The organism is Janthinobacterium sp. PAMC25594, assembly GCF_019443505.1.
GTDB lineage: Bacteria > Pseudomonadota > Gammaproteobacteria > Burkholderiales > Burkholderiaceae_D > Janthinobacterium.
The window spans coordinates 1,948,232-1,969,065 of the sequence record NZ_CP080377.1; the positions used below are offsets into that span (position 1 = coordinate 1,948,232).

At 63.0% G+C, this 20,834-nt stretch carries 17 protein-coding genes; 12 read left to right on the top strand and 5 right to left on the bottom strand.

Features of this window, described 5'->3' with window-relative positions; translation table 11 throughout:
- Positions 1–3 precede the first annotated feature (3 nt).
- Positions 4–240 carry a hypothetical protein gene (locus KY494_RS08600; RefSeq protein WP_219890627.1) on the top strand — a complete coding sequence of 79 codons (237 nt, stop codon included), beginning with the start codon at positions 4–6 and terminating at the stop codon, positions 238–240.
- Between the two features lie 60 nt (positions 241–300).
- Here KY494_RS08600 and KY494_RS08605 read toward each other — a convergent pair whose 3' ends face one another.
- Both KY494_RS08605 and KY494_RS08610 read right to left on the bottom strand, forming a co-directional pair.
- Entirely contained in the window at positions 301–465 is a 165-nt protein-coding gene (locus tag KY494_RS08605; RefSeq protein WP_219890628.1) for a hypothetical protein, read from the bottom strand.
- A gap of 24 nt (positions 466–489) precedes the next feature.
- Positions 490–627, bottom strand: coding sequence for a hypothetical protein (locus KY494_RS08610; protein ID WP_219890629.1), 138 nt, complete (start codon positions 625–627; stop codon positions 490–492).
- On the opposite strand from KY494_RS08610, the gene KY494_RS08615 reads away from it, so the two are divergent.
- The 6 genes from KY494_RS08615 (at position 626) to KY494_RS08640 (ending at position 7,083) form a co-directional block, all read left to right on the top strand.
- Positions 626–1,627, top strand: coding sequence for an ABC transporter substrate-binding protein (locus tag KY494_RS08615; RefSeq protein ID WP_219135675.1), 1,002 nt, complete (start codon positions 626–628; stop codon positions 1,625–1,627). The two genes, KY494_RS08610 and KY494_RS08615, sit on opposite strands and share 2 nt — an antisense overlap.
- Positions 1,628–1,654: 27 nt before the next feature.
- Entirely contained in the window at positions 1,655–2,464 is an 810-nt protein-coding gene (locus KY494_RS08620; protein WP_373917182.1) for an ABC transporter permease, read from the top strand.
- Positions 2,465–2,475: 11 nt separating this feature from the next.
- A complete protein-coding gene (locus tag KY494_RS08625) occupies positions 2,476–3,267 on the top strand; it encodes an ABC transporter ATP-binding protein (protein ID WP_141172357.1) in 792 nt (263 codons plus the stop codon).
- 141 nt (positions 3,268–3,408) lie between these two features.
- A complete protein-coding gene (locus tag KY494_RS08630; protein ID WP_219890630.1) occupies positions 3,409–5,304 on the top strand; it encodes an ATP-binding protein in 1,896 nt (631 codons plus the stop codon).
- Complete coding sequence (locus KY494_RS08635; RefSeq protein ID WP_219135677.1) at positions 5,304–6,650, top strand: sigma-54 dependent transcriptional regulator; 1,347 nt, start codon at positions 5,304–5,306, stop codon at positions 6,648–6,650. Before KY494_RS08630 ends, KY494_RS08635 begins: the two co-directional genes overlap by 1 nt.
- A 106-nt stretch (positions 6,651–6,756) precedes the next feature.
- Positions 6,757–7,083, top strand: coding sequence for a hypothetical protein (locus KY494_RS08640; RefSeq protein ID WP_219890631.1), 327 nt, complete (start codon positions 6,757–6,759; stop codon positions 7,081–7,083).
- A 1-nt stretch (position 7,084) separates the two neighbouring features.
- Here the strand turns inward: KY494_RS08640 and KY494_RS08645 are convergent, their stop codons facing one another.
- Entirely contained in the window at positions 7,085–7,603 is a 519-nt protein-coding gene (locus KY494_RS08645) for a hypothetical protein (RefSeq protein ID WP_219890632.1), read from the bottom strand.
- A gap of 162 nt (positions 7,604–7,765) precedes the next feature.
- Here KY494_RS08645 and KY494_RS08650 point away from each other — a divergent pair, with 162 nt between their 5' ends.
- The 5 genes from KY494_RS08650 to KY494_RS08670 all read left to right on the top strand — a co-directional run bounded on the left by KY494_RS08650 (position 7,766) and on the right by KY494_RS08670 (position 12,908).
- A complete protein-coding gene (locus KY494_RS08650; protein ID WP_219890633.1) occupies positions 7,766–8,446 on the top strand; it encodes a hypothetical protein in 681 nt (226 codons plus the stop codon).
- A gap of 53 nt (positions 8,447–8,499) precedes the next feature.
- Complete coding sequence (locus KY494_RS08655) at positions 8,500–8,748, top strand: hypothetical protein (protein ID WP_219135681.1); 249 nt, start codon at positions 8,500–8,502, stop codon at positions 8,746–8,748.
- Between the two features lie 110 nt (positions 8,749–8,858).
- Entirely contained in the window at positions 8,859–11,177 is a 2,319-nt protein-coding gene (locus KY494_RS08660) for a DUF3274 domain-containing protein (RefSeq protein WP_219890634.1), read from the top strand.
- A 110-nt stretch (positions 11,178–11,287) separates the two neighbouring features.
- On the top strand, positions 11,288–11,620 hold the full coding sequence (locus tag KY494_RS08665) for a DUF2875 family protein (RefSeq protein ID WP_219890635.1): 333 nt from the start codon (positions 11,288–11,290) through the stop codon (positions 11,618–11,620).
- A gap of 85 nt (positions 11,621–11,705) precedes the next feature.
- Positions 11,706–12,908: a hypothetical protein gene (locus KY494_RS08670; RefSeq protein WP_375143467.1), complete on the top strand. Its 1,203-nt coding sequence runs from the start codon at positions 11,706–11,708 to the stop codon at positions 12,906–12,908.
- Here the strand turns inward: KY494_RS08670 and pbpC are convergent, their stop codons facing one another.
- Positions 12,909–15,005 (bottom strand): penicillin-binding protein 1C, encoded by a 2,097-nt coding sequence (gene pbpC / locus KY494_RS08675; protein WP_219891535.1) that lies wholly within the window; start codon positions 15,003–15,005, stop codon positions 12,909–12,911. It abuts the gene before it with no gap.
- 17 nt (positions 15,006–15,022) lie between these two features.
- On the bottom strand, positions 15,023–20,779 hold the full coding sequence (locus KY494_RS08680) for an alpha-2-macroglobulin (protein ID WP_258194754.1): 5,757 nt from the start codon (positions 20,777–20,779) through the stop codon (positions 15,023–15,025).
- Between the last annotated feature and the right edge of the window lie 55 nt (positions 20,780–20,834).

Below are 20,834 nucleotides of genomic sequence, written 5' to 3' on the forward strand. Positions count from 1 at the left end.
ATCATGAAAATGCCTGCCCTGTTGGCCGCCGCCTTGCTCGTCACCCTGTCCGCCTGTAAAAAACCGGCCGAGGCACCCCTGCCCGAAACGGCGCCCAACCCCACGTCCGCGCCACAAGTGATGCCCGCCCCCGTCACGCCGGCCGTGCCGGAAGCCGGTCCCGGCCACGTCACGCCGCCTGCGCCACTGACCGATCCGGCCACCGCGCCGGCACTGCCGCCCACCACGGCGCCGAAATAAACCCGCCAGCCGGCGATCGATCAGGCGCCCGCGCGGCGCCGCCCCTACTCCACGGGGGAGTTACGCGTTGCCAGCCTGTTTGCAACGCGTTTTTTTACGATTGGAGTCGGCCACGCCGTGAAGGTTCACCCGCATGCCGTCCCGCACGCGCAGCGCCCGGAATGCGGCAATCCGCACAAGTTTTCCCCTCGCCGTGCGGAAAGACGGAATATCGATATTTCCCATTTTCAATAGAATCAAATTAAACCTTTATAAACAATCACTTGCAATAAACGTCAAAATGCGCTCCACTGGCACGGAAGATGCTTTTATATTTTCATAACCGCCACCAGAGCGGCAGCCTGACCCAATATAAAAACCATCTACCTTTTTTGGAGACAACAGCATGGCAAGCACCTTCCGCATCTCGTCCTTCCTGAACACCAAGGCACTGGCCGTGGCCGTCGCACTGGCCGCGCAATTCCCGCTCGCCGTCCACGCGGCCGACCTGGTCCGCCTGGGCAACCTGAAATTCGCCCATTACGGCGCCGTTGCCTACATGAAGGAAATCGCGCCCAAATACGACCTGAAAATCGAGGAACGCATCTTCGCCAAGGGCCTCGACATCGTGCCGGCCATGATCGCCGGCGAAATCGACGTCTCCGCCAGCGCGCTGGAAGCGGCCATCACGGGCCGCGCCACGGGCTTGCCCGTGTACCTGGTGGGCGGCTTCGCCAAGGGCGGCGTGCAGATCGTCGGGCGTCCCGACCTGAACATCAAGGGCATTGCCGACCTGAAAGGCAAGAAAGTCGGCGTCACGCGCGGCGGCCCGCAGGAAATCCTGCTGTTTGCCGAACTCACCAAGGCCAAGCTGACCTGGTCCGACAAGCCGGGCAAGGACGTGCAGATCCTGTACATGGGCTATCCCGACCTGAACCAGGCGCTGCTGACCAAGGACATCGACGCCATGAGCCAGTCCGAGCCCTACTCCACGCAGGCGATCCACAAGAAATACGGCTCGGCCATCATCAAGCCCTACGACACGCCGCTGGGCGAGCCCGTGCGCGCCCTCGTGATGACGGAAAAAATGTACAAGGAAAAGCCGGCCGTGGCCCAACGCTTCATGGATTGCTTCGTCGCCGCCACGCGGGCGTTTTTGGCCGACCCGAAACTGGCGGAAAAATACGTGCGCGAATCGATGTTCAAGAATCAGATCACGTCCGAGGATTACCGCGATGCCATCGATAACGCCATCTTCACGGAAGACATCACGCAGAGCCACGTGCAGCTGACCACCGACTACATGGTGAAATTCGGCGTGGGCCGCATGGCCAAGCCGCCAGCCGCCAAGGACTGGGTCAAGCTGGACCTGCTGGAAAAAGCCAAGAAAACCTACGCACCTCGTTAATCTGAAAGTGTCACGATGAATATTCAAATGATGAAACGCTTCGCGCACGGTGCCATCGTGCCCGTGGTCGTGTTGCTGTTCTGGCAGGCGCTGTCCACGTTCGGCTGGATCAATCCGCAAATCCTGCCCTCGCCCGTGGCCGTGCTGGTGAAATGGTATGAATACCTGATTCCCATGCAAGCGTACACGCCCGAAGCGGGCAATTACCTGGTGTGGATGTTCTCCGGCGAATTGCCGCATGACGCCTGGGCCAGCCTGTCGCGCGTGCTGGGCGGCTTCGCCATCGGCGCCGGCCTGGCCTTGCCGCTGGGCTTGCTGATGGGCACCAACAAGACCATCTATAAACTGTTCGACCCGCTGGTGCAGGTGCTGCGCCCGATTCCGCCGATCGCCTACATCCCGCTGGCCATCTTGTGGTTCGGCCTGGGCAACCCGCCCGCCTTCTTCCTGATTAGCATCGGTTCCTTCTTCCCCGTGCTGATGAATACCATCGCCGGCGTGCGCCAGGTCGACGGCATCTACATCCGCGCCGCGCGCAACCTGGGCGCCAGCCAGATGACGATGTTCCGCCGCGTCATCCTGCCGGCGGCCACGCCGTACATCCTGGCCGGCGCGCGCATCGGCATGGGCACGGCCTTCATCGTCGTGATCGTGGCGGAAATGATCGCCGTCAACAGCGGCCTGGGTTTCCGCATCCTGGAAGCGCGCGAATACTTCTGGTCTGACAAGATTATCGCCGGCATGTTTACCATCGGCCTGTTCGGCCTGGCCATCGATATGGCCATGAATGCCCTGAATAATCATTTGCTGCAGTGGCACCGCGGCCTGGAACACTGAGAGGAACGGTCATGACCACGATCAATATCAATGCAGTCAATAAAATCTTCACCACGGGCGGCGCCGACGTCATCGCCCTGAAGGACATCAACCTGGAAATCGCCAGCGGCGAGTTCATCTGCCTGCTGGGGCCGTCCGGCTGCGGCAAGTCGACCCTGCTCAATGCCATCGCCGGCTTCTCGCAGCCCACGTCGGGCCAGATCCTGGCCGGCGGCAAGCTGATCACCGAGCCCGGTCCCGACCGCGGCATGGTATTCCAGGAATACGCGCTGTTCCCGTGGATGACCATCGAGAGCAATATCGCTTTCGGCCTGGAAATCGCCGGCAAGACGCCAGCCGAGATCAAGGAACGGGTCGACATGCTGCTGAGCATGCTGGGCTTGACGGAATTCCGTGCCCGCTACCCGAAAGACTTGTCCGGCGGCATGCGCCAGCGCGTGGCCATCGCCCGCGTGCTGGCCCTCGATTCGCCCATCATGCTGATGGATGAACCGTTCGGCGCGCTGGATGCCTTGACGCGGCGCAACCTGCAAGATGAATTGCTGAAAATCTGGAAAGTCTTCGGCACCACCATCGTCTTCGTCACGCACTCGATCGAGGAATCGGTCTACCTGGCCGACCGCACCATCGTCATGACCTACCGTCCCGGCACCATCAAGCGCGACGTGGCCATCGACCTGCCCCGCCCACGCGACCCGAGCGCCCCCGAGTTCAACCACCTCAAGCGCATGCTGGGCGAGATGGTGATGGAAGAGCAGCAGCGTCATCACAATGCCGAAACGATGGCCAGCACTGCAGATTAGTGTTGCCTGACCCAACCGCAACGGCCGGGGTCGGTCCCTTCGGGATCGGAATGCGCGCCATTGGCGCGCATTCCCTCTGAGGGTCCGACCCCAGTCCTTCGCTTTGGGGTTACATCTGAACAAACAAACACACGGAGCACCATGGCATTCGGCAAATGGACCTTGAGACCCGCGCTCGCCCCCCTGCTGGCCGTGGGGTCACTGGTCTTGCTGACGTGGGCGTCGTATGCCTGGGTCAAGCAGCGCCAGCTCGATGAATTGCACCGCACCTTGGATTCGCGCGCGGAACTGTACGCGGCGTCCATCGGCGGCGCCCTGAATAAATACGAATTCCTGCCCCTGGCCGTGGCCCAGAGCGATGCCGTGGCGCAATTGCTGGAACAGCCCAGCGCCGACAAAGTCACGCGGATCAACGCCTACCTGGTCGACATGAACCGCCGCGCGGGCGCCTTTGCCGTCTACGTGCTCGACGACAAGGGCACGACCCTGGCATCGAGCAACTGGCAAGACCGCAGTTCCTACGTGGGCGTCAACTACGGCTTCCGTCCGTATTTCAAGAACTCCATCGCGGGCGGCATCGGCCGCTTCTACGGCATCGGTTTTTCCACCTTCGAGGCCGGCTATTTCATTTCGCAGCCCGTGCTGCGCGACGGGCGCATCATCGGCGTCGTCGCCGCCAAGGTCAACCTGGACTGGATCGAGCAATCGTGGCGCACGCCCGGTGCGGGCGAACAGATCTGGGTCAAGGATGCGAATGGCGTGATCATCCTGGCCACCACACCCGCCTTCAAGTTCAAGACCCTGGCCCCGCTGTCGCCGGCCGCGAAGAACGATATCAGCGCGCAGCGACAGTTCCTGCAGGAAAACCTGCCCATTTTGCCGCACAAGGTGCTGCGCCAGTTCGCCGACGGCGCCAGCGTGATGACCCTGGAGCGCCAGCAGTCGGGCGACACGCCGGCCCTGTCCGGCAGCGCCGACAAGGTGGACTATCTGGCCGTGAACCGCGCTCTTGGCCCGCTGCAATGGCAAATCACCGTGCTGGCCGAACTCGACCAGGTCAACGAGGCGGCACGCAACGCAGCCATGGCGGCCGCGCTGGGCTGGGCCTTGCTGCTGCTGGCTCTGATGTATGCGCGCCAGCGCCGGCGCCGCATCGCCGACAAACTCAATGCGCAGCAAACCCTGGCGCGCGCCTATGAACAGCTGGAAATCAAGGTCGAGCAGCGCACGGCCGACCTGGTGCACGCGAATGGCCGCCTGCAGGCGGAAGTGGCCGAGCGTGAGCGGGCCGAGCAGACCTTGCGCTATGCCCAGGCGGAACTGGTGCAAAGCGGCAAGCTGGCGGCCATCGGCCAGATGGCGGCCGGCGTCACGCACGAGCTGAACCAGCCGCTGGCCGCCCTGCAGACGTTTTCCGACAATGCCAAGGTGTTTTTGGCACGCGGCCAGATCGATGACGCGCTCGACAATCTGTCGACGATTTCCGACCTCGTCAAGCGGCTCGGCTATGTCACCTCGCAACTGAAAGGCTTTGCGCGGCGCAGCGACGATGCGCGCAAACCCGTCAGCGTGCGCCAGGCGTTTGCACAAACCATGCTGCAAATCCGCACGCGCAAGCATTCGCAGCGCCTGACCCTGCATGAAAGCTGGCTGGAAGACGACATCATCGTGCTGTGCAACGCCATCGGCCTGGAACAGGTGTTTACTAATCTGATCACCAACGCCATGGATGCCGTGCCGGAAAGCGAGCCCGTGCAGATATGGTTCCAGGTGCGCCGCGAAGGCGGCCTTGCTGTACTGCATATCACCGATAATGGCCCCGGCATCCCGTTGGCCTCGCTCGACAAGATCTTCGATCCCTTCTATACCACCAAGGAACACGGGCTGGGCTTGGGATTATCGATCAGCGCAGGCATACTGCGCGCGGCCGGCAGCGCACTGGCCGTACGCAACCGCAGCGCGCAGGAAGGGGGCGGCGCACAATTTACCATCACCCTGAGCTGCGACCCGGGGGATAGAGACGAAGGAAACATCTGATGCACGAGAATAATTTTGAAGGCATGCAAGTGCTGCTGGTGGAAGACGACGCCGTCGTGCGCAAGGGCGCCCGGCAATCGCTGGAACTGGCCGGACTGCAAGTGACGGCCGTCGCCACGGCCGAGGAAGCGCTGCCCTGGCTGGTGCCCGAATTTGCCGGTATTTTATTGAGCGATATCAAGCTGCCCGGCATGGATGGCTTGAAACTGCTCGATATCGCCGTGGCGCAGGATGCCAGCCTGCCCGTCATCCTCGTCACCGGTCACGGCGACGTGTCGATGGCCGTGGGCGCCATGCGCCGTGGCGCCTACGATTTCATCGAAAAACCGTTTTCCGCCGACTTGCTGGTGGAAGTGTGCCGCCGCGCCCTGGATAAACGCCACCTGGTGCTGGAAAACATGAACTTGCGCCGCCAGCTCGAACAGCGGGTCGGCATCGAGGCGCGCATCGTGGGCCGCAGCGCGGCCATGGCCAAGGTGCGCCAGCTGGTGCTGAACCTGGCGCCGAAGTCGGCCGACATCATCATCCTGGGCGAAACGGGCACGGGAAAAGAACTGATCGCGCGCTGCCTGCACGACTTCAGCGAGCGGCGCGACCACCCTTTCGTGGCCATCAATTGCGGCGCCCTGCCCGAATCGATCTTTGAATCGGAACTGTTCGGCCATGAGGAAGGCGCGTTTACGGGTGCGCAGCGCCAGCGCATCGGCAAGATCGAATACGCGAACGGCGGCACCCTGTTCCTCGATGAAATCGAAAGCATGCCGCTGGCCCTGCAAGTCAAACTGCTGCGCGTGCTGCAGGAACGGCAAGTGGAGCGGCTCGGCTCGAACAAATTGATATCCGTGAATTTCCGCGTCATCGCCGCCGCCAAGGAAGATTTGAATGTGCTGGCCGAGCAGGGGAAATTCCGGCCCGACTTGTATTACCGCCTGAACGTGGCCAGCCTGACCCTGCCCGCGCTGCGCAACCGGCGCGAGGATATCCCGCTGCTGTTCGAATTTTTCGTGCTGCAGGCGGCGCTGCGCTATGGCCAGCCGGCCGCCCTCGTCAGCGGCGAGCTGATCTCGTCCCTGATGGCGCAGCGCTGGGCCGGCAATGTGCGCGAGCTGCACAATGTGGCCGACCGCTTCGTGCTGGGCTTGCTCGACGACACCCTGAGTCCGGCCGGCTGCCGCGAAGCCTCGCTGGCCGAGCAGGTGGACACCTTCGAGATTTCCATCATCGAGGAAGCCTTGCGCCGCCACAATGGGAACGTCATCGATGCGGCAGCTGCCTTGAATATCCCGAAGAAAACCCTGTACGACAAGCTCAAGCGCTTCGATATCTCGACGGAGCAATTCCGATAATCAGTAGCAACTAGCCGACACAGCCATGCGGCGGCGTCCTACCCTTGCCGGCGCTCTCCTGTGTGAGAATGCCATCTCACATCAACACTTTGCACAGGACACCACCATGAAAACCGCCGCGCTCTTGCTGGCCGCCACCCTGATGACCGTCGGCGGCGCCTGGGTGCAAGCCCAGTCGACGACGAATGTCAACCAGACGGGCAACCACACCAACAATCCGAATGATCCGGGACAGCAATCGGACGAATCCGACAAACTCGACAACAAGGGCAAGCTGGTGCACGACGCCAAGCCAGCCAAGGCGCGCACGGACAAGCGCACGCGGCGTGGCAAGCCCACGGCGGATGACGTGGACAAGCCATATAGTGGCAAGCCCACGGCCACGCCGGCCGCCAGCGCAACGGCCACCTCGCCACCAGCGACGACGCGCTGAACTACAGCATGTGACGGTCGAACAGCCAGGTGCCGTAGCGCTCGACAAAGACATAGGTGTTGGAATAGTGGGGCTGAGTATTGCTGAGCCCTACGAACTCGACCGTCAAGCTGATGGTCTGTGCGTCATGCACGGTCCAGTTCCATAAGCGGCGCGCAAGCAGATAATTGTAGTCATCGATACGCGGCGGCTTGATCAAGGCCAGTTCGCCGTTGTAGGTCGTCACCATGCGTATCGCATGCGCAGGCTGGCGCACCTGCCCTGTCACCTGGAAAAATTGCACGATCGGATTGATGGCCGCCTTGACAACCGCCAGGTCGTCGGCGCGGGTGATGGCGGACAAGTCCACGCGCCGCTTGAATTTCCGATTCGGCGCCTCCTCCATAAAAGCCAGATCCAGCGCGCCTGGCACAGGCGCCGAAGCGGCGCGCATGGCATACGGCGCATCTTCCGCCTGCGCGGCTGGCAGCGCGAGCGCGCCGCACAGCAGGGACAGCAATATCGATAATCGTAATGTCATGGGCTAACTCCTGCAACGATCCATGCCGCGAAACGCGCGGCCCGCTGATGCCAGTCGCAGGTGGTCCTGATGCCGCCTGCAGCTCAAGCATAAGGCAATCGTGCACAAGTGAACAGTAGCCGCACGCTATCATCGCATCATTAAGAAATAACAAGGATGGCAATGAAAGCAGCATGGCAAACGATGGTGGCGGCAGGCGTATTGGCCGCCGCGGGCGTACAGGCGGCGCCGACGGTGGGCGAGTGCATGGAACTGACGACGGGCATCAAGTTCAGCAAGAACAATGGCGATGCGCAAGTCAACGTCGAGGAAGTCTTCGAAGGCAAGAAACTCAAGGGTATCCAGCTGATCCTCGACGGCGGCGTCTTGCTGGCCACGTCCTACCAGGACATCCGCGACGGCCAGGTCTTTCTGACCGGCATGGTCCATTACAACGAAGACGGCAGCGTGCGCAGCAAGAACGTCTACACGCCGCAGTCCGCCATACCCGCCGCCATGCGCCCCGGCCAGGAAGTGCGCGTGCAGTTCACGGACACGCAAACGAGCACCCACTACCCGCTGGCCGGCCTGTCCGACAAGATCACCACCTCCACGCGCACGGATAAACGCGATTTCTCGATCACCTTCCTGGGCAGGGAACGCCTGGAACTGGGCGGGCGCCGCTTCCCCGACGCCTGCAAGTTCGAACTGCGTGACGTGGGCGGCAAAAGCAAAGGCAAAAGCGGCGAATACGTGTGGTATGCGCAGGGCTACGGCGTGATCATGACGGACAAGCTGGGCCAGGATGGCGAGGTGCAGCCCGCGTATCGCATCGCATTGACGAACATCATCAGCGCACCCTAAATACTTTGACAATATTGCGTTAGAATCGGTGACACACTTCTTATCAGCAAACTATGTCGCCGATCGAACGCAAATGGTGGTTCATGCTGCCCGTCATGACGGTCGCCGCCGTCGCCACCCTGTTCCTGCTCGACAGTGCCAACGTGCCAAACACGAACCTGTTCGCGCGCAGCCTGATTTTCGGCCTGTGCTTCGCATCACTGCACCGCGGCCTGTCGTTCTGCATCTGGATGGGCCTGCTATGGGGCGCGCCGGGGCTGGCGGACAGCAAGCTGGCCAAGGGCAAGCCGGCCAGCCGGTAGAGGCTGCATCCACGGCAACGCTGCCTCCTTTCCGGCAAAGTTTGCGCAAGCACAACTAATCCGCCATCGCGCGCCTCTACACTGTCCTGTCTGGTCAGCATGGAGCGGCGATGGCGTATCCCAAACTTCCGTATGTCAGCGGCAAGAGTAACGCCCTGCTGCACTGCGACCGCATGCAGGACGCCATCGTGCGCATCCGCCCCGAACTACCCGGCAACATCATCGTCATCCATGGCGTCAATGACGTGGGCACCAGTTTTGGCGCCGTGGAAAAGGGTTTATGCCAGGGACTCGACGCGCGCATGTATGGCGGCGGCCATGTGTTCACCCCGGCCGCTTACCGTATGCCGCAGGAATCCGATAAGCGTGAAGTGATCGCCGATCCGGACGCCATCTATTTCAAGCGCCAGCCTGACGATACGACGTACAGCCCCGTGATCCCGTTTTACTGGGGCTTTCGCGAACAAGGCAACGCCAGCAAAGTGGTCAACGGCCAGAACACGGACCGCTACGGCAACCGCCTGGACAAGGACATGTCGAAGAATGGCGGCCCGTTCGGCAATGCCACCAATACCCTGCCCGACATGTGGAACAAGGGCTTGTTCTCGCCGTACGACGTGGGCGGCGACCCCGTACGCCCACTGATGACGGCGCCGGGCCGCATGTACATGGTGCTGGCCGCCAAGCGCCTGGCCGCGCTCATTGCCATGATCCGTGACTACGACAGCAACGACGTGGTTTCCATCGTCGCGCACAGCCAGGGCTGTCTGATCTCGCTGCTGGCGCAGGCCTTCCTGCTCGACGAAGGCAAGCGGCCCGCCGACACCTTGATCCTCACGCACCCACCCTACAGCCTGGTGGAAGACACCACCATGTTTTTCGGTACCGCGGAGGCGAGCCGCATCTTCGGCGGTGGCCAGGATGCGGTCATGCGCAAGCAGTACATGGCCATCAACGACCGCCAGACCTTCCATGCGCGCCTGCAAACGCTGGTGCAGATCGTGCAGGGCGTGGTGGCAAAAAAACATGCCACACCCGCTTTTGCGCAGATCAAGGATCACGCCGTCTGTCACGGCATGGCGGGCGCGGCATGGCGCGCGGAGGCGGACCGCGACAACCGGGGCAAGGTCTACCTGTACTTTTGTCCCGAGGACATGACGGTGGCGCTGGACAATATGCAGGGCATCGGCTGGCAGGGCGTACCCGATCATCAGAACGGCCATGGCCTGTCGACAAGCAAGGGCAAGAAGGAGGGAGGTATCTGGGGCGCCGGTCCCACTACTTGGGAAAAGGAGTATCAAATGCGCAAGCCGCTGGCGGAACTAGGGGCGGGATTTTACCAGCGGGTCTTTACCAACAAACAGCGGTCCAATGCAGCTGGCAAGAATAGCGGGCCGGTGCTGGTCGGCCAGCCGCCGCACGACTTCGCCCTGCGCCTGGAAGGCGAGGACGACCACGCCCACGTGGCCGGCGCCAACCGTGGCCATCGCGGCAACCATGACGAGGCACCATGGCCGCCCGTCAAACCCGGCAAATGGAATATCTTTTCAACGGAAGCGGGCCGGCGCGAAGGCTTGCGCACGATCAATGGCGAAGCGCTGCGCGCGCCCAGGGCGGCCGTGCTGGACGGCGGCGAGATCCGCCCTGGGCAATTCCCCAAGGATTCCGACCAGGCCAAGCTGCCGCGCGACCAGCAAGGACCGTGCGAAGAGGTCGATCCGATCGATGCGGCCATCGCCATTACCAGTAAAAAAGGCGTGCGAAAACTTCCGAGGGAAGTCGTCGACGATCCTCGCCCCCTGCACGACCGGAAATCGGAATACAACTATGGCCCCTTCAGTCCGTCCGCACTCAAACAGGTGGAGCAAGCTCTCAATCGGGGCAAAGAACCGGGAGACTGGCGCAAGCTGGAACGCGTCGCCCGCTACCCGCGCGGCGGCGACCTGCTGTACATCGATCCACTGGAAACCCCGAACCAGGCGCGCAAACGCTGGCAGAACGAGGTCAGCCCAAAATCCTTCCACGGGGCCATCATCGGCAATGCGGAAAACCACCGCAACGTGACGGCATATGACGTGGCCATCGGTAGCGGCAAGGCGAGCAGCGATCCGAAGTTTTACCAGTATTTGTGTGCGGTGGCGGATTGGCGGCTGCAAAACGACAAAAAAAATCCTATAAGAAAATCCATCCTGAGATGGGAGGATTTCATGAAAAAATTTGAAATCTATTGGGCTGCAGAACCTCTACAACGCAAGCAAATCATTGAAGGTAATGCCCATTATTACAGTTCGGGAGAATTACCGGCCTTTGTGCCCGCATTGCAAGCAGGCCTGCCGTCTACCGTCGTTTGTGAAACAGTGAATGGCAGGCGTACCGAATCGGTCGTCACTCCTTTCGTACATAAAGCCAGCGATGACATTCCAAGATGAGAAACTTTTTCCCAAACTTGCTCTACCCCGTCTGCGTAGCCCTCGCATTGATGACTCTGCTATTGCTTGGGTCTGTATTGATCAGTCCTTCTTATTTACTGGAGTCCACGATGAGCAGCAAAATATGGCACCACCTGCAATGGCTGTTGCTGATCCCACCCATTGTAGCTGCCACATTGCTCGGTTCTCGCTGGCTGCATTCGTCCGAGCCTGTGGCCGTCACAAAGCCGCAAGTGCAACAGGCGGCACCCACCGAGCAGGACAAGCGTGAATATGTGCTGGAAGTGATCGGTCTGGGCGTCACCCTGGACAAATACCGGCAGGGCAAACTGTGGGAAGCGCTGCAACAGGGTAATGCCTATGCCAGCATCCGCGAACAGGACAAGGAAAAATACACCTGGGATGCCATGCAAAGAGCTGGGATAGCAGGTGGCCGGTGGTGACACGCTGGAAAATGGGGCGAGGGATACCCCCATGTATTTCGGTGTTCCCGTCTTTAACGCGGAACCACCTATCTTTAATTCGCGCATGCTGGATCGCCCAGATTCGCCAGCCATAGGCCTGGCCGGTGGCGCCACGTCATCAGGTATGCACTGGCACTTGTTTGCCTCCGGTCCGCGCCGTCTGAGCGAACACCCAGACCGCATACTGGAAGACGTATTCGCCTTCTTCGATACCCATCCCGACGTGCCCTACATCGTGCTCAATTCGGAAGACAGCATGCCCACGCGCGATCTGTACAGCCCGGACAACTCGCCACCGCTCACAAGAGACGGCCGCTACATCCCCGAAATGCCCGACGCCTCCGCCTTGTTCGTGCTGGCGCGGCGCGAACGCATCGATGCCGTGCGAAAGTTTGCGTATGAGGACGCCCCGCCTGAAGACAGCGTCGACGATTTGAATACCTACGGCGTGGCGCGGCGGCTATACCTGGCTTACTATGAGTTGATGGGAACCGTGCCGCAGGCACGTCTGGAAACTGATCCGACAGCCATCACCCGGCGCCAGCCCAGCATCGCCGAATGGCTGCCCGTCGCCGCTCAATTCGCCCGGCGTTCCGACATCCGCGGCACGGGCACGTTCAGCATGGTCGACAGGCTCCAGCACAAGACTTATCAGCCACCCAAAGACTGGCAACCCACGCCCTGGTTTCCCTTGCCCTTCAACAAGGAACAACTGGCCCAGCTGGATCGTCTGCCGACCTTCGGCTTCATCCACCGGCCGACTTTTATCAAGATGACGGATGAACACGGCAAGCCGCTCGCGCGGCGCGACCAGCGCGAACAAGCGTTGCAGGCGGGCTGGCAGCAAGCCTTGCGCAGCTTGCCGGAAGCGGAGCGTCCCGCCGCGCCGGCGCGCCTGGTCGCCGCGACGGGCGGCAATCAGGCCCAACTGGTGACACTGCACAAGACCTTGCTGAAACATGCGGAAGATGGCGGCACGGAACTCGACAGCGGCAATACGGCGCAATGGATAGACACGGATCAGCGCCTGGGCAACACGGGCGCGGCCACCCTGTTCGTGCAGATGGCCATCGCCGTGATGGGCAGCTACCGCGATGGCGGCGTCAGCGCGGTGGTGAATTTGCGCAACCCGGACGAAGCGACCATCGTGCTGGTCAGCCCGCCATCGGACGAAAAACGCCGTACGCAAAAACACCCGCACGGCGGCGACGTGCTGCGGCATTACGCCACGCCGGCCATCGACCCGGCGAATTATCCAGCGAACTGATTATTTACCCTGTACGGCAAGCTGCGCCAGCGCATTGCCCCGCACCTGGAACGCCACCTGCGCCACCGTCTTGCCGGCATCGTCAACGAGGGCCAGCGCATGCTTGCCCGGCACAGGGCGCCAGCTGATGCTGTCAAGGGCCGCGCCCATATCCTTGCCGTCGAGCACCCAGCGCAAGCCGCGGCTGCCCTGCGCCTGGAAGAACACGCGCTGCAGGGCGGGCGGGATGTCGGGGTCGATGGCGAGGATGCTGTCCTCGGCCGGATAGACGATGGCGGGCGGTTTGACGGTGTCGCCCAGCACGGCGATGACGGGGCTTTCCGTGCCAGTGATAAACCATTCGCGGCGCGGCGCTTCCAGCGCGGGCTGGTACGCCACCATCTGCTGCAGCACGCCGGACGGCGCTTTCGGGGCGTGGCTGGGCACGTTCTTGTGCAGGTAATCCATCACGTCGCGCCACACGGGCGCGGCGCCCGTCACGCCCGACACGTCCCACATGGGCTTGCCGTCGAAATTGCCCACCCAGACGCCCACCGTATAGCGCTCCGAGTAGCCCATGCACCAGTTGTCGCGCATATCCTTGCTCGTGCCCGTCTTGACGGCGCTCCAGAAATTCGTTCCCAGCTCGTTGCGCAAGCCAAAGGTCATGCTGCGCGCGGCGCGGTCGGCCAGGATGTCGCCGACGATGAAGGCGGCGCCCGCTTCCATCACGCGGCGCCGGTCCTTGCCCGCCTGCCCCGGCTGCAGGCTGGCCGTGCTGTACAACCCGCCATTGGCCAGCGCGCGGTAGGCGTTGGCCAGTTCCAGCAGGGTCACTTCCGATGAGCCCAGCGCCAGCGAGGGGCCGTAGTATTCGGCCGGTTCCGTCAGGCTGGACAGGCCCACGTCCTTCAGGCGGTTGTAGAAGCCGTCCTGTCCCGTCAGCAGCACCGTGCGCACGGCGGGAATGTTGAGGGAACTGGCCAGGCTGGTGCGGGCGCTGACGTAACCCTTGAAATTGCGGTCGTAGTTTTGCGGCGCATACATGCCCGACGCGGTGGCGACGTCGAGCGGCGAGTCGTCCATGACGGAGGCGGCCGTCATCAGCCGGCGCTCGATGGCCAGTTCATACAGGAAAGGCTTCAGGGTGGAACCCGCCTGGCGCAGGGCCGTCACGCCATCGACGTGGCTGCCGCCCGCATTGCCGACATAGGCGAGGATGTCGCCGCTGCGGTTGTCGAGCACGATGATGGCGCCGTCGTTGACATTGCGCTCGCGCAAAGATCCCAGCTGCTGGCGCAAGTTTTCCTGCGCGAAGCGCTGCAAGGGACCGTCGAGGGTGCTACGCACGGACGCGCCCGATTGCTTGAGCAGCTGCTGCGCCACCTGCGGCGCCGGCGCGAGGTCGGCGTACAGGGCCGTGCGCTGCAAGGCCGTCTGCACGCGCTGGCCAATCAGCTGGCAACTGCTGTCCATGCGCCACTCTTTGGCCAGCGCGCAGGCACGGCGCGTGACGGTGGCCGGCGGCGCGTTTGGCGCCCGCACCAGGCTGGCCAGGATGATGCCATCCGTCTGATTCAGGCCGGACGGCGCCTTGCCGAACAGGCTGTACGAGGCGGATGCGATGCCCTGCAGCTCGCCACGGAACGATACGAGGTTCAAATACGCTTCAAAAATCTGCGCCTTGCTCCAGCTGTCCTCGATGGCTTGCGCCGCGCGCATCTGGTCCCATTTCTGGCGCAGGCTGCGGCCGCCCGAGGACGCCTGCAAGTCCGCGTCCAGCTGGCCCGCCAGCTGCATGGTGATGGTCGAGGCGCCGCGAGGTTTCTTGGAAAACAGATTATCCCAGGCAGCCGTGGCCAGCGCGGACACATCCACGCCGCCATGGCGCATGAAGCGCTGGTCTTCCGCCAGCAGCACGGCCTGCTGCACGGCGGGAGAGATGTCGGCCAGCGGCACCCACGGCAAGCGCCGCACTTTCATGTCCACGCGCAAGGATTGCAAGGGCGCGCCGCTGCGGTCCAGCAACTGCGCTTCCGAACTGCGGTAGGCAGCCTGCACCTGGGCCGGCGTCAATATCGCTTCAGCGAAGACCGGGCCGGCCAGCAGGCAGCCCATCAGTAAAACAAACCCTTTCACTGCCTCACCTTCACATTCGCGTTCGGCGACTCGCCAAACATCTCGGGCGAATACATGGCTTCGATGCGCGTGGCCGGCAGGCTGAAATCCCCCGCATTGTTCAGGCGCACCGTGTATTCCACGCTCCAGTTGCCCTTCGGCACGAAGGCGTAGTAGGCGCGGAAAGCATCAAACGCCCGCTCCTCGAACGTGGGCCAGACCCAGCCCGTGGATTTTTCACCGGCCGTCAGCAGCTGCGAATCGCGCCCCAGGCCATTGCCCAGCACGGTGGCGCTGGCGGGAATCGGGTCGTCGACCACCACCCAGCTCATGTCCGCTTGCGCCGACAGATCCAGGCGCACGCGGTAGACATCACCGCGCGACCATAGGCCTGTGGTTTTCTGTTCCACTGGCGTAATGGTTTTCTTGATCGTGTAACCGCTGGACACGGGCGCCTTGAGCGGGATGGCCGCCAGGCTTTGCACCGTGGCCCACGGTTTACCCGTGCCGCTGTGCGCCAGGCCCAGCGTGTCCGTGCCCTTCGGCCACGCCTGCAGCACGGGGCCGACTTTCGCCGCGCCATTCCACACGAGCGCTTGCGTATCGCCGCCCAGCTTGACGGCGCTGGCGCCCGTCACTGGCGTGGATTCGAACTTGGCCGAGAACTTATTGATGGCAAGGGTGCCCCAGGCGTTGGCCACCGTGGTATCCCAGCGCCCCTTCTTCTGGCGCCCCATGCTGCCGCGCACCAGGCGGCCGATATCGTCCTTCCATGCCGGGTCGTCCATCACGGCCAGTAATAAACGGTTGGCGTTGACGTCGCCGGAGACCATCAGCCACCACCAGTTATCCTTGCGCTCGGTGGAAAAGCCCATGGTCGTGCCCTGGAAGTTCAGGCGCGAACGCAGAATCTGCTGCGCCTCGGCCAGCAAGGCATCGCGGCGCGCCAGGCTTGGCGTGCGTTGCAGCAACAAGCTCCAGTCGATGACGGCCGAGGTCGGCCACAGGTTCGGGCTGATGCTGATGCTCTCCAGCGCATCGGGCGGCACTTTATTGGAACGCGACAACGCTTCCAGCGCAGCGAGTTTACGCACGGCCAGGTCGGTCGTGGCCAGCGCGGAATGGCGCACGATGCGGCCCTGCACGAAGGCCGTCAAGGCTGCTTCCATGCGGTTTTTCGTCTGTTCGGGAATCGCATAGCCCGCTTCCCTGGTGGCCGACAGTACATACGCCGTCAGGCTGTCGCTGCCCTGCTCCATGATGGGGAAGTATTTCAGCAAGCCGTCGCTGTCCAGGTAGGCGGGCAGGCTGGCGGCCAGCTTGTTCCACGCCTCCTGGTCTTGCAGGGCGATGGCCTTCGACGTGTTCTGCTCGAAACAGGTGTACGGGTAGGCGGCCATGTATTCGCGCACGCCGGGCAGCTCGCCGCCCAGCTTGGCGACAAAGCTGGTCTGGATGCCGCCCCTGCCCGGCAAGGCGCCGGCCGGCATTTGCACGGACATATTGACGGGCTTGTCGATCTGCAGCAAGGTGGCCTGGTACGTGCGCACGGGCGTGGCCTGGCCCACTTTTTGCGTGATTTTCAGTTTATCGGAGGTGTTGCCAAGCCCGCTGCCCGCCTTCGCGACGATCTCCCACACGATATTCTGCGCGCCGAGCGGCACCTGGTAATCCCAGCCCGTTTCGCGCGCTTCGCCGGCCGCCAACGTCAAGCTCTGGCGCGGCAAGGCCTTGCCGGCCGCCGTGGCGTTCAGTTCCACGCTCAAGGAGGCGGCCGAGGTGTTGCGCACCGTAAAGCCGGCGCGCAGCTGGTCGCCTTCGCGCACGAGGGTCGGCAAGCCCGACATCAAAATTAAATCTTGCGAGCTGCGGATGTCCGTGCTGCCCGTGCCGAACAATTCCTTGCCCGCGCTGGCGATGGCGACGATACGGAAGCCCGTCAAGGAATCGTTGAGCGGTACTTGCACCGTCGCTTCGCCCTTGGCGTCGAGCTTGACGGTGCCCTTCCAGAACAGCAAGGTGTCGAACAGTTCGCGGCTGGCACCCTTGCCGCCGCCACCGCCGGCCGGGAAGGCCTTGCGGCCGAAGTGGCGCTTGCCGATCACCTGCATCTGCGCCGTCGCCGTTTCCACCTGCAGGCTGCGCTGCGCCATCATGGTATCGAGCAACTTCCAGCTATCGTTGGGCATCAGTTCCAGCAGCCCCGTGTCGACGGCCGCCAGCGCCACTTCAGCGCCGGCAGGCAAGGCCTTGCCGTCGGCGCGGCGCACGCGCACGGAAACCTCCGCCTTGTCGCGCGTCTTGTACACTTCCTTGTCGGACACCACCATGACGTTCAGCTCATGCGCCTGCCACCCCACGTTCAGCGGTGCGATGCCCATCTTGTAGGCCGGCTTGCCCAGGTCGACCAGAGCCGTCGGCTGCACGCCATCGACACGCCCGCGCACGACAAACACGGACACATATACATTCGGCGCGTAGTTCGGTTTGACCGGGATATTCACCACCGGTTCCCGGCCATTGAGCTGGCGCACATAGGTGTCGAGGATGCCTTCGCGCTCGACCGTGATCAGTGCCGTGCCCGAACGGAACGGCATGCGCACCTGCAAGCTCGCTTCCTGGCCCGGCTCATAGCGTTTCTTTTCCGGCAATACATCGATACGGTCATTGTCGCTGGCGTTGAACCACCAGTCGCCGCTGCCAGCCACCCAGGTTTCGCGGTTGGCGACGGCCGCGTTGCCGGCTGCATCCTGCGTGCGGGCGCGCAAAATCAGATTGCCGCTGGCGGGCGCCTTCACATCACACATCAACAGGCCCTTGTTGTCCGTCTTGCCAGAGCAAGCCGGGCCCAGCTTGACGACTTCGCTGCTGTTTTCATACGCATAGAAGCCGCCGATCAGGCGCCGGCGGTGCGAGTAACTGTTGCGCTGGAAGAAGTCGACGGCGACCGGCGCATTCGCCACGGGCTTGCCATTGGTACCGAGCACGGCCACCGTGAACTTGAAGGCATCCTTGCTCAAGGCCCAGGCGTCGGGCTTGATGCCGATCACAACATTCGATGGCCACAGCGGTACGCGCGTGGCAACCGAGGCCGTCTCGCCATTTGCATCCTGGAACGCCATTTCCGCCACAAGGTCGCGCGGCACGGACAGCTGCGGCAGCTGGTCGATGACGATGCGCGCGCCGCCGGCCTTGTCCAGGGTCAAGCTTTGCGTGCGCGCGGCAGCCGCTCCGGCGCCAGAGGGGCCGCCACGGCCTTCGTCCTGCCACTCGCCCTCATCGTCGTCGTAGCCCGTGCCCTGCTTCACCAGGCCTTCCTTCACGTCGCCATTGCTGAAGCTGACATCGGGATAGTCGGCAAACGTCACGCTCTTGTCTTGCAGCAGCGTGCGCAGCTTGACGGGCGCATTCGTGGCGGCACCGCCGGCCAGATACGTGATTTGTGCATCGAGGGCCAGCTGCCTGACCTGCACGGCGGGCGCTTTCGGTCCCTGCAGCACGGCTTTCATGGTCGGCACGCGGAACGCTTCCACGCGGAAACTGCCGGACGGGCGGCCCGCCATGGTGACGCTGTATTCGCCCTGCTTGGCGTCGGCGGGAATACCCCAGTCGTTTTCCGCCGTGCCGCTGGCCGACCAGCGCAGCGGTAATTGATAGTTCTGGTCGCTGCCCTGGTGCGTGATGACGACGGAGGTGGCACTGCCGGGACCGTTGTTCTTGTCGACCAGGCTCATGCCCTCGGCCGTGTGCTTGCGGATGAAATGCTTCATGTGCACGGTTTCGCCAGCGCGCAGCAGGGTGCGGTCGAATACCGTGGCCAGCAGGGTGTTGTCGGCGCGCGTGTCGTCCGTGGGCAAATTGAAACGCCAGGCTTCGATGCCGCCCACCCAGTCCGACAGGGTGAACGTCATGTCGCCGCCGCTGCGCGCGCTGATAAAGTAGCCGCCATTGTTCTTGCAGCTGGAATTGGCCAGCTCGCCGGGGATGTGCGCCACGCCGTCCGCGCCCGTGGCGCCTTGCCACAGCAGCTTGCCGGCGCAGTCGCGCACGGCCACTTGCGCTTTCGCAACAGGCGCGCCCTTGTCCAGCGACGTCACCCACACGAGCGACGATTGCGCGCCATGCTTGAAATGCGCCGCCAGGTTCGTCACCAGCGCGGCCGTGCGGATGTACGCCGTGGTCGGTTTGCCCAGCAACACCTTGCCGAGGATGGGACTGGCCAGCTCGACCACATAGAAGCCCGGTTTCAGCAAAGGAATGCCGATCACTTCAAAGGTTTTTTTGCCATCGGGACGTGGCAGGCTGATGGGGCGCGCGCCGGCGGCGTCCGCCAGCACGGATTTGCTCATGTTGCCCGCATACTGGGCGTACGGTTGCCAGTACTCGCCCCCGTCGCCATTGCCGGCCAGGCGCTGCATCCACTCGATGATGAACTTGTCGTCATTGTCGGGCACGCGCAAGGTGGCGCCCGTGGCGGCTGCCGATGGCGTTGTCACTTCCTTGCCTGACAGCACGGGCTCGATATTGCGCACGGTGACGGGCAACAAGCCGTCGCCCTTGGCTTCGATGATGCCGAACGGGGCCGGGAATTTCAGCAGCGGCGGCTGTTCCCCCGTGCGCACCGTCATCGGAAAGCGCGCGCGGTTGAGCAAGGCGCGGCCCGCGTCATCCGTCAGCTTCGGCGGCAAGTTCAGCACAAAACTGGCTTGCACGGGGAAGGGGCCGTTGAACGTGGCGCCGTACAGGAATTCCGCTTTTTCTTCGTCTTTGGAAATCGTCGGCGCATACGTCTTGCCGCCGCCCTTCAGGGTCATGGCGCGCACCTGCGCCGCGCTCACGGGCGCGGAAAATTGCACGCGCATGGGCAGGAAGGGGATGCACTGTTCCTTGGGATTACTGCGCTCGCAGCTGAATTTGGCCGTGAAATCGGGCCGCGTCTTGAACTGCAGGGTTTGCGCCTTGTCCGTGGCGATGCCGCTGGCGCTGGCGATGCCCTCGCCCCATACGAGCGAGACCTTGGCGTTGGCGGGGAAGCTGCGCTTGCATTGCAGCACGGTGACGGGCAGCGGCGGCGCGCCCTTGCTGGCGACGGGCATGCCCACTTTCCAGACCGTGCCCCGCTTCTTGAAGTAGACAGTCAGGTAGCGGTCGAGGAAGCTCTTGCGCAGGGTCAATACCTGCTCCAGTTCCTTGCCTTTGAACAAGCGCACGGGAATCTTTTCATTGATGCCGTCGGCGCGGCAATACGCGTTCGCGGCCACGCTGGCCTCGTTCGGCGCGGCATCCAGGCCCAGCACGAAGATCTGGTTTTCATCGATATACGGCTGGCCGTCATACGGTACGGCCTCGACGATGGCCGGGCCGCCCGTGGAAAAGCGGTACGACGTCGTTCCCTGCAAAGGCTGGCCCGCCAGGTCCTTCAACCCCGGCTTCAAGCTGAAGCTGCAGGCCACGCCGGCCGGCAAGTCGCGCTCGAAATCATAATTCCAGTTGCGCTCGTCGGCCCAGCGCCCCGCACCCGCCACGACGCCAGGCTCGGCCTTGCCGCAATCGATGGCGAACGGTGCGGGCAAGCCCATGTCGCCGAACGGCACCATCGGCGTGGCGAACTGGGCCCGCACCTGGCGCACGGCCTTGACCGTGCCACTCGGTGAAAACAGGGCCACGCCGCTATCGGCCCAGGCCGGCATAGCCAGGCCCAGCGACAGCGACAGACATAGCCGGCCCAGCTTGCCAGACAGCGGGAAAGAAAAAACACGAGGAAGGTCAGGCACGGGTAACTCCTTGGTGAAAAGTGGCGGAGCTGGCTGCGGCGCGCAAAAGTTGCCT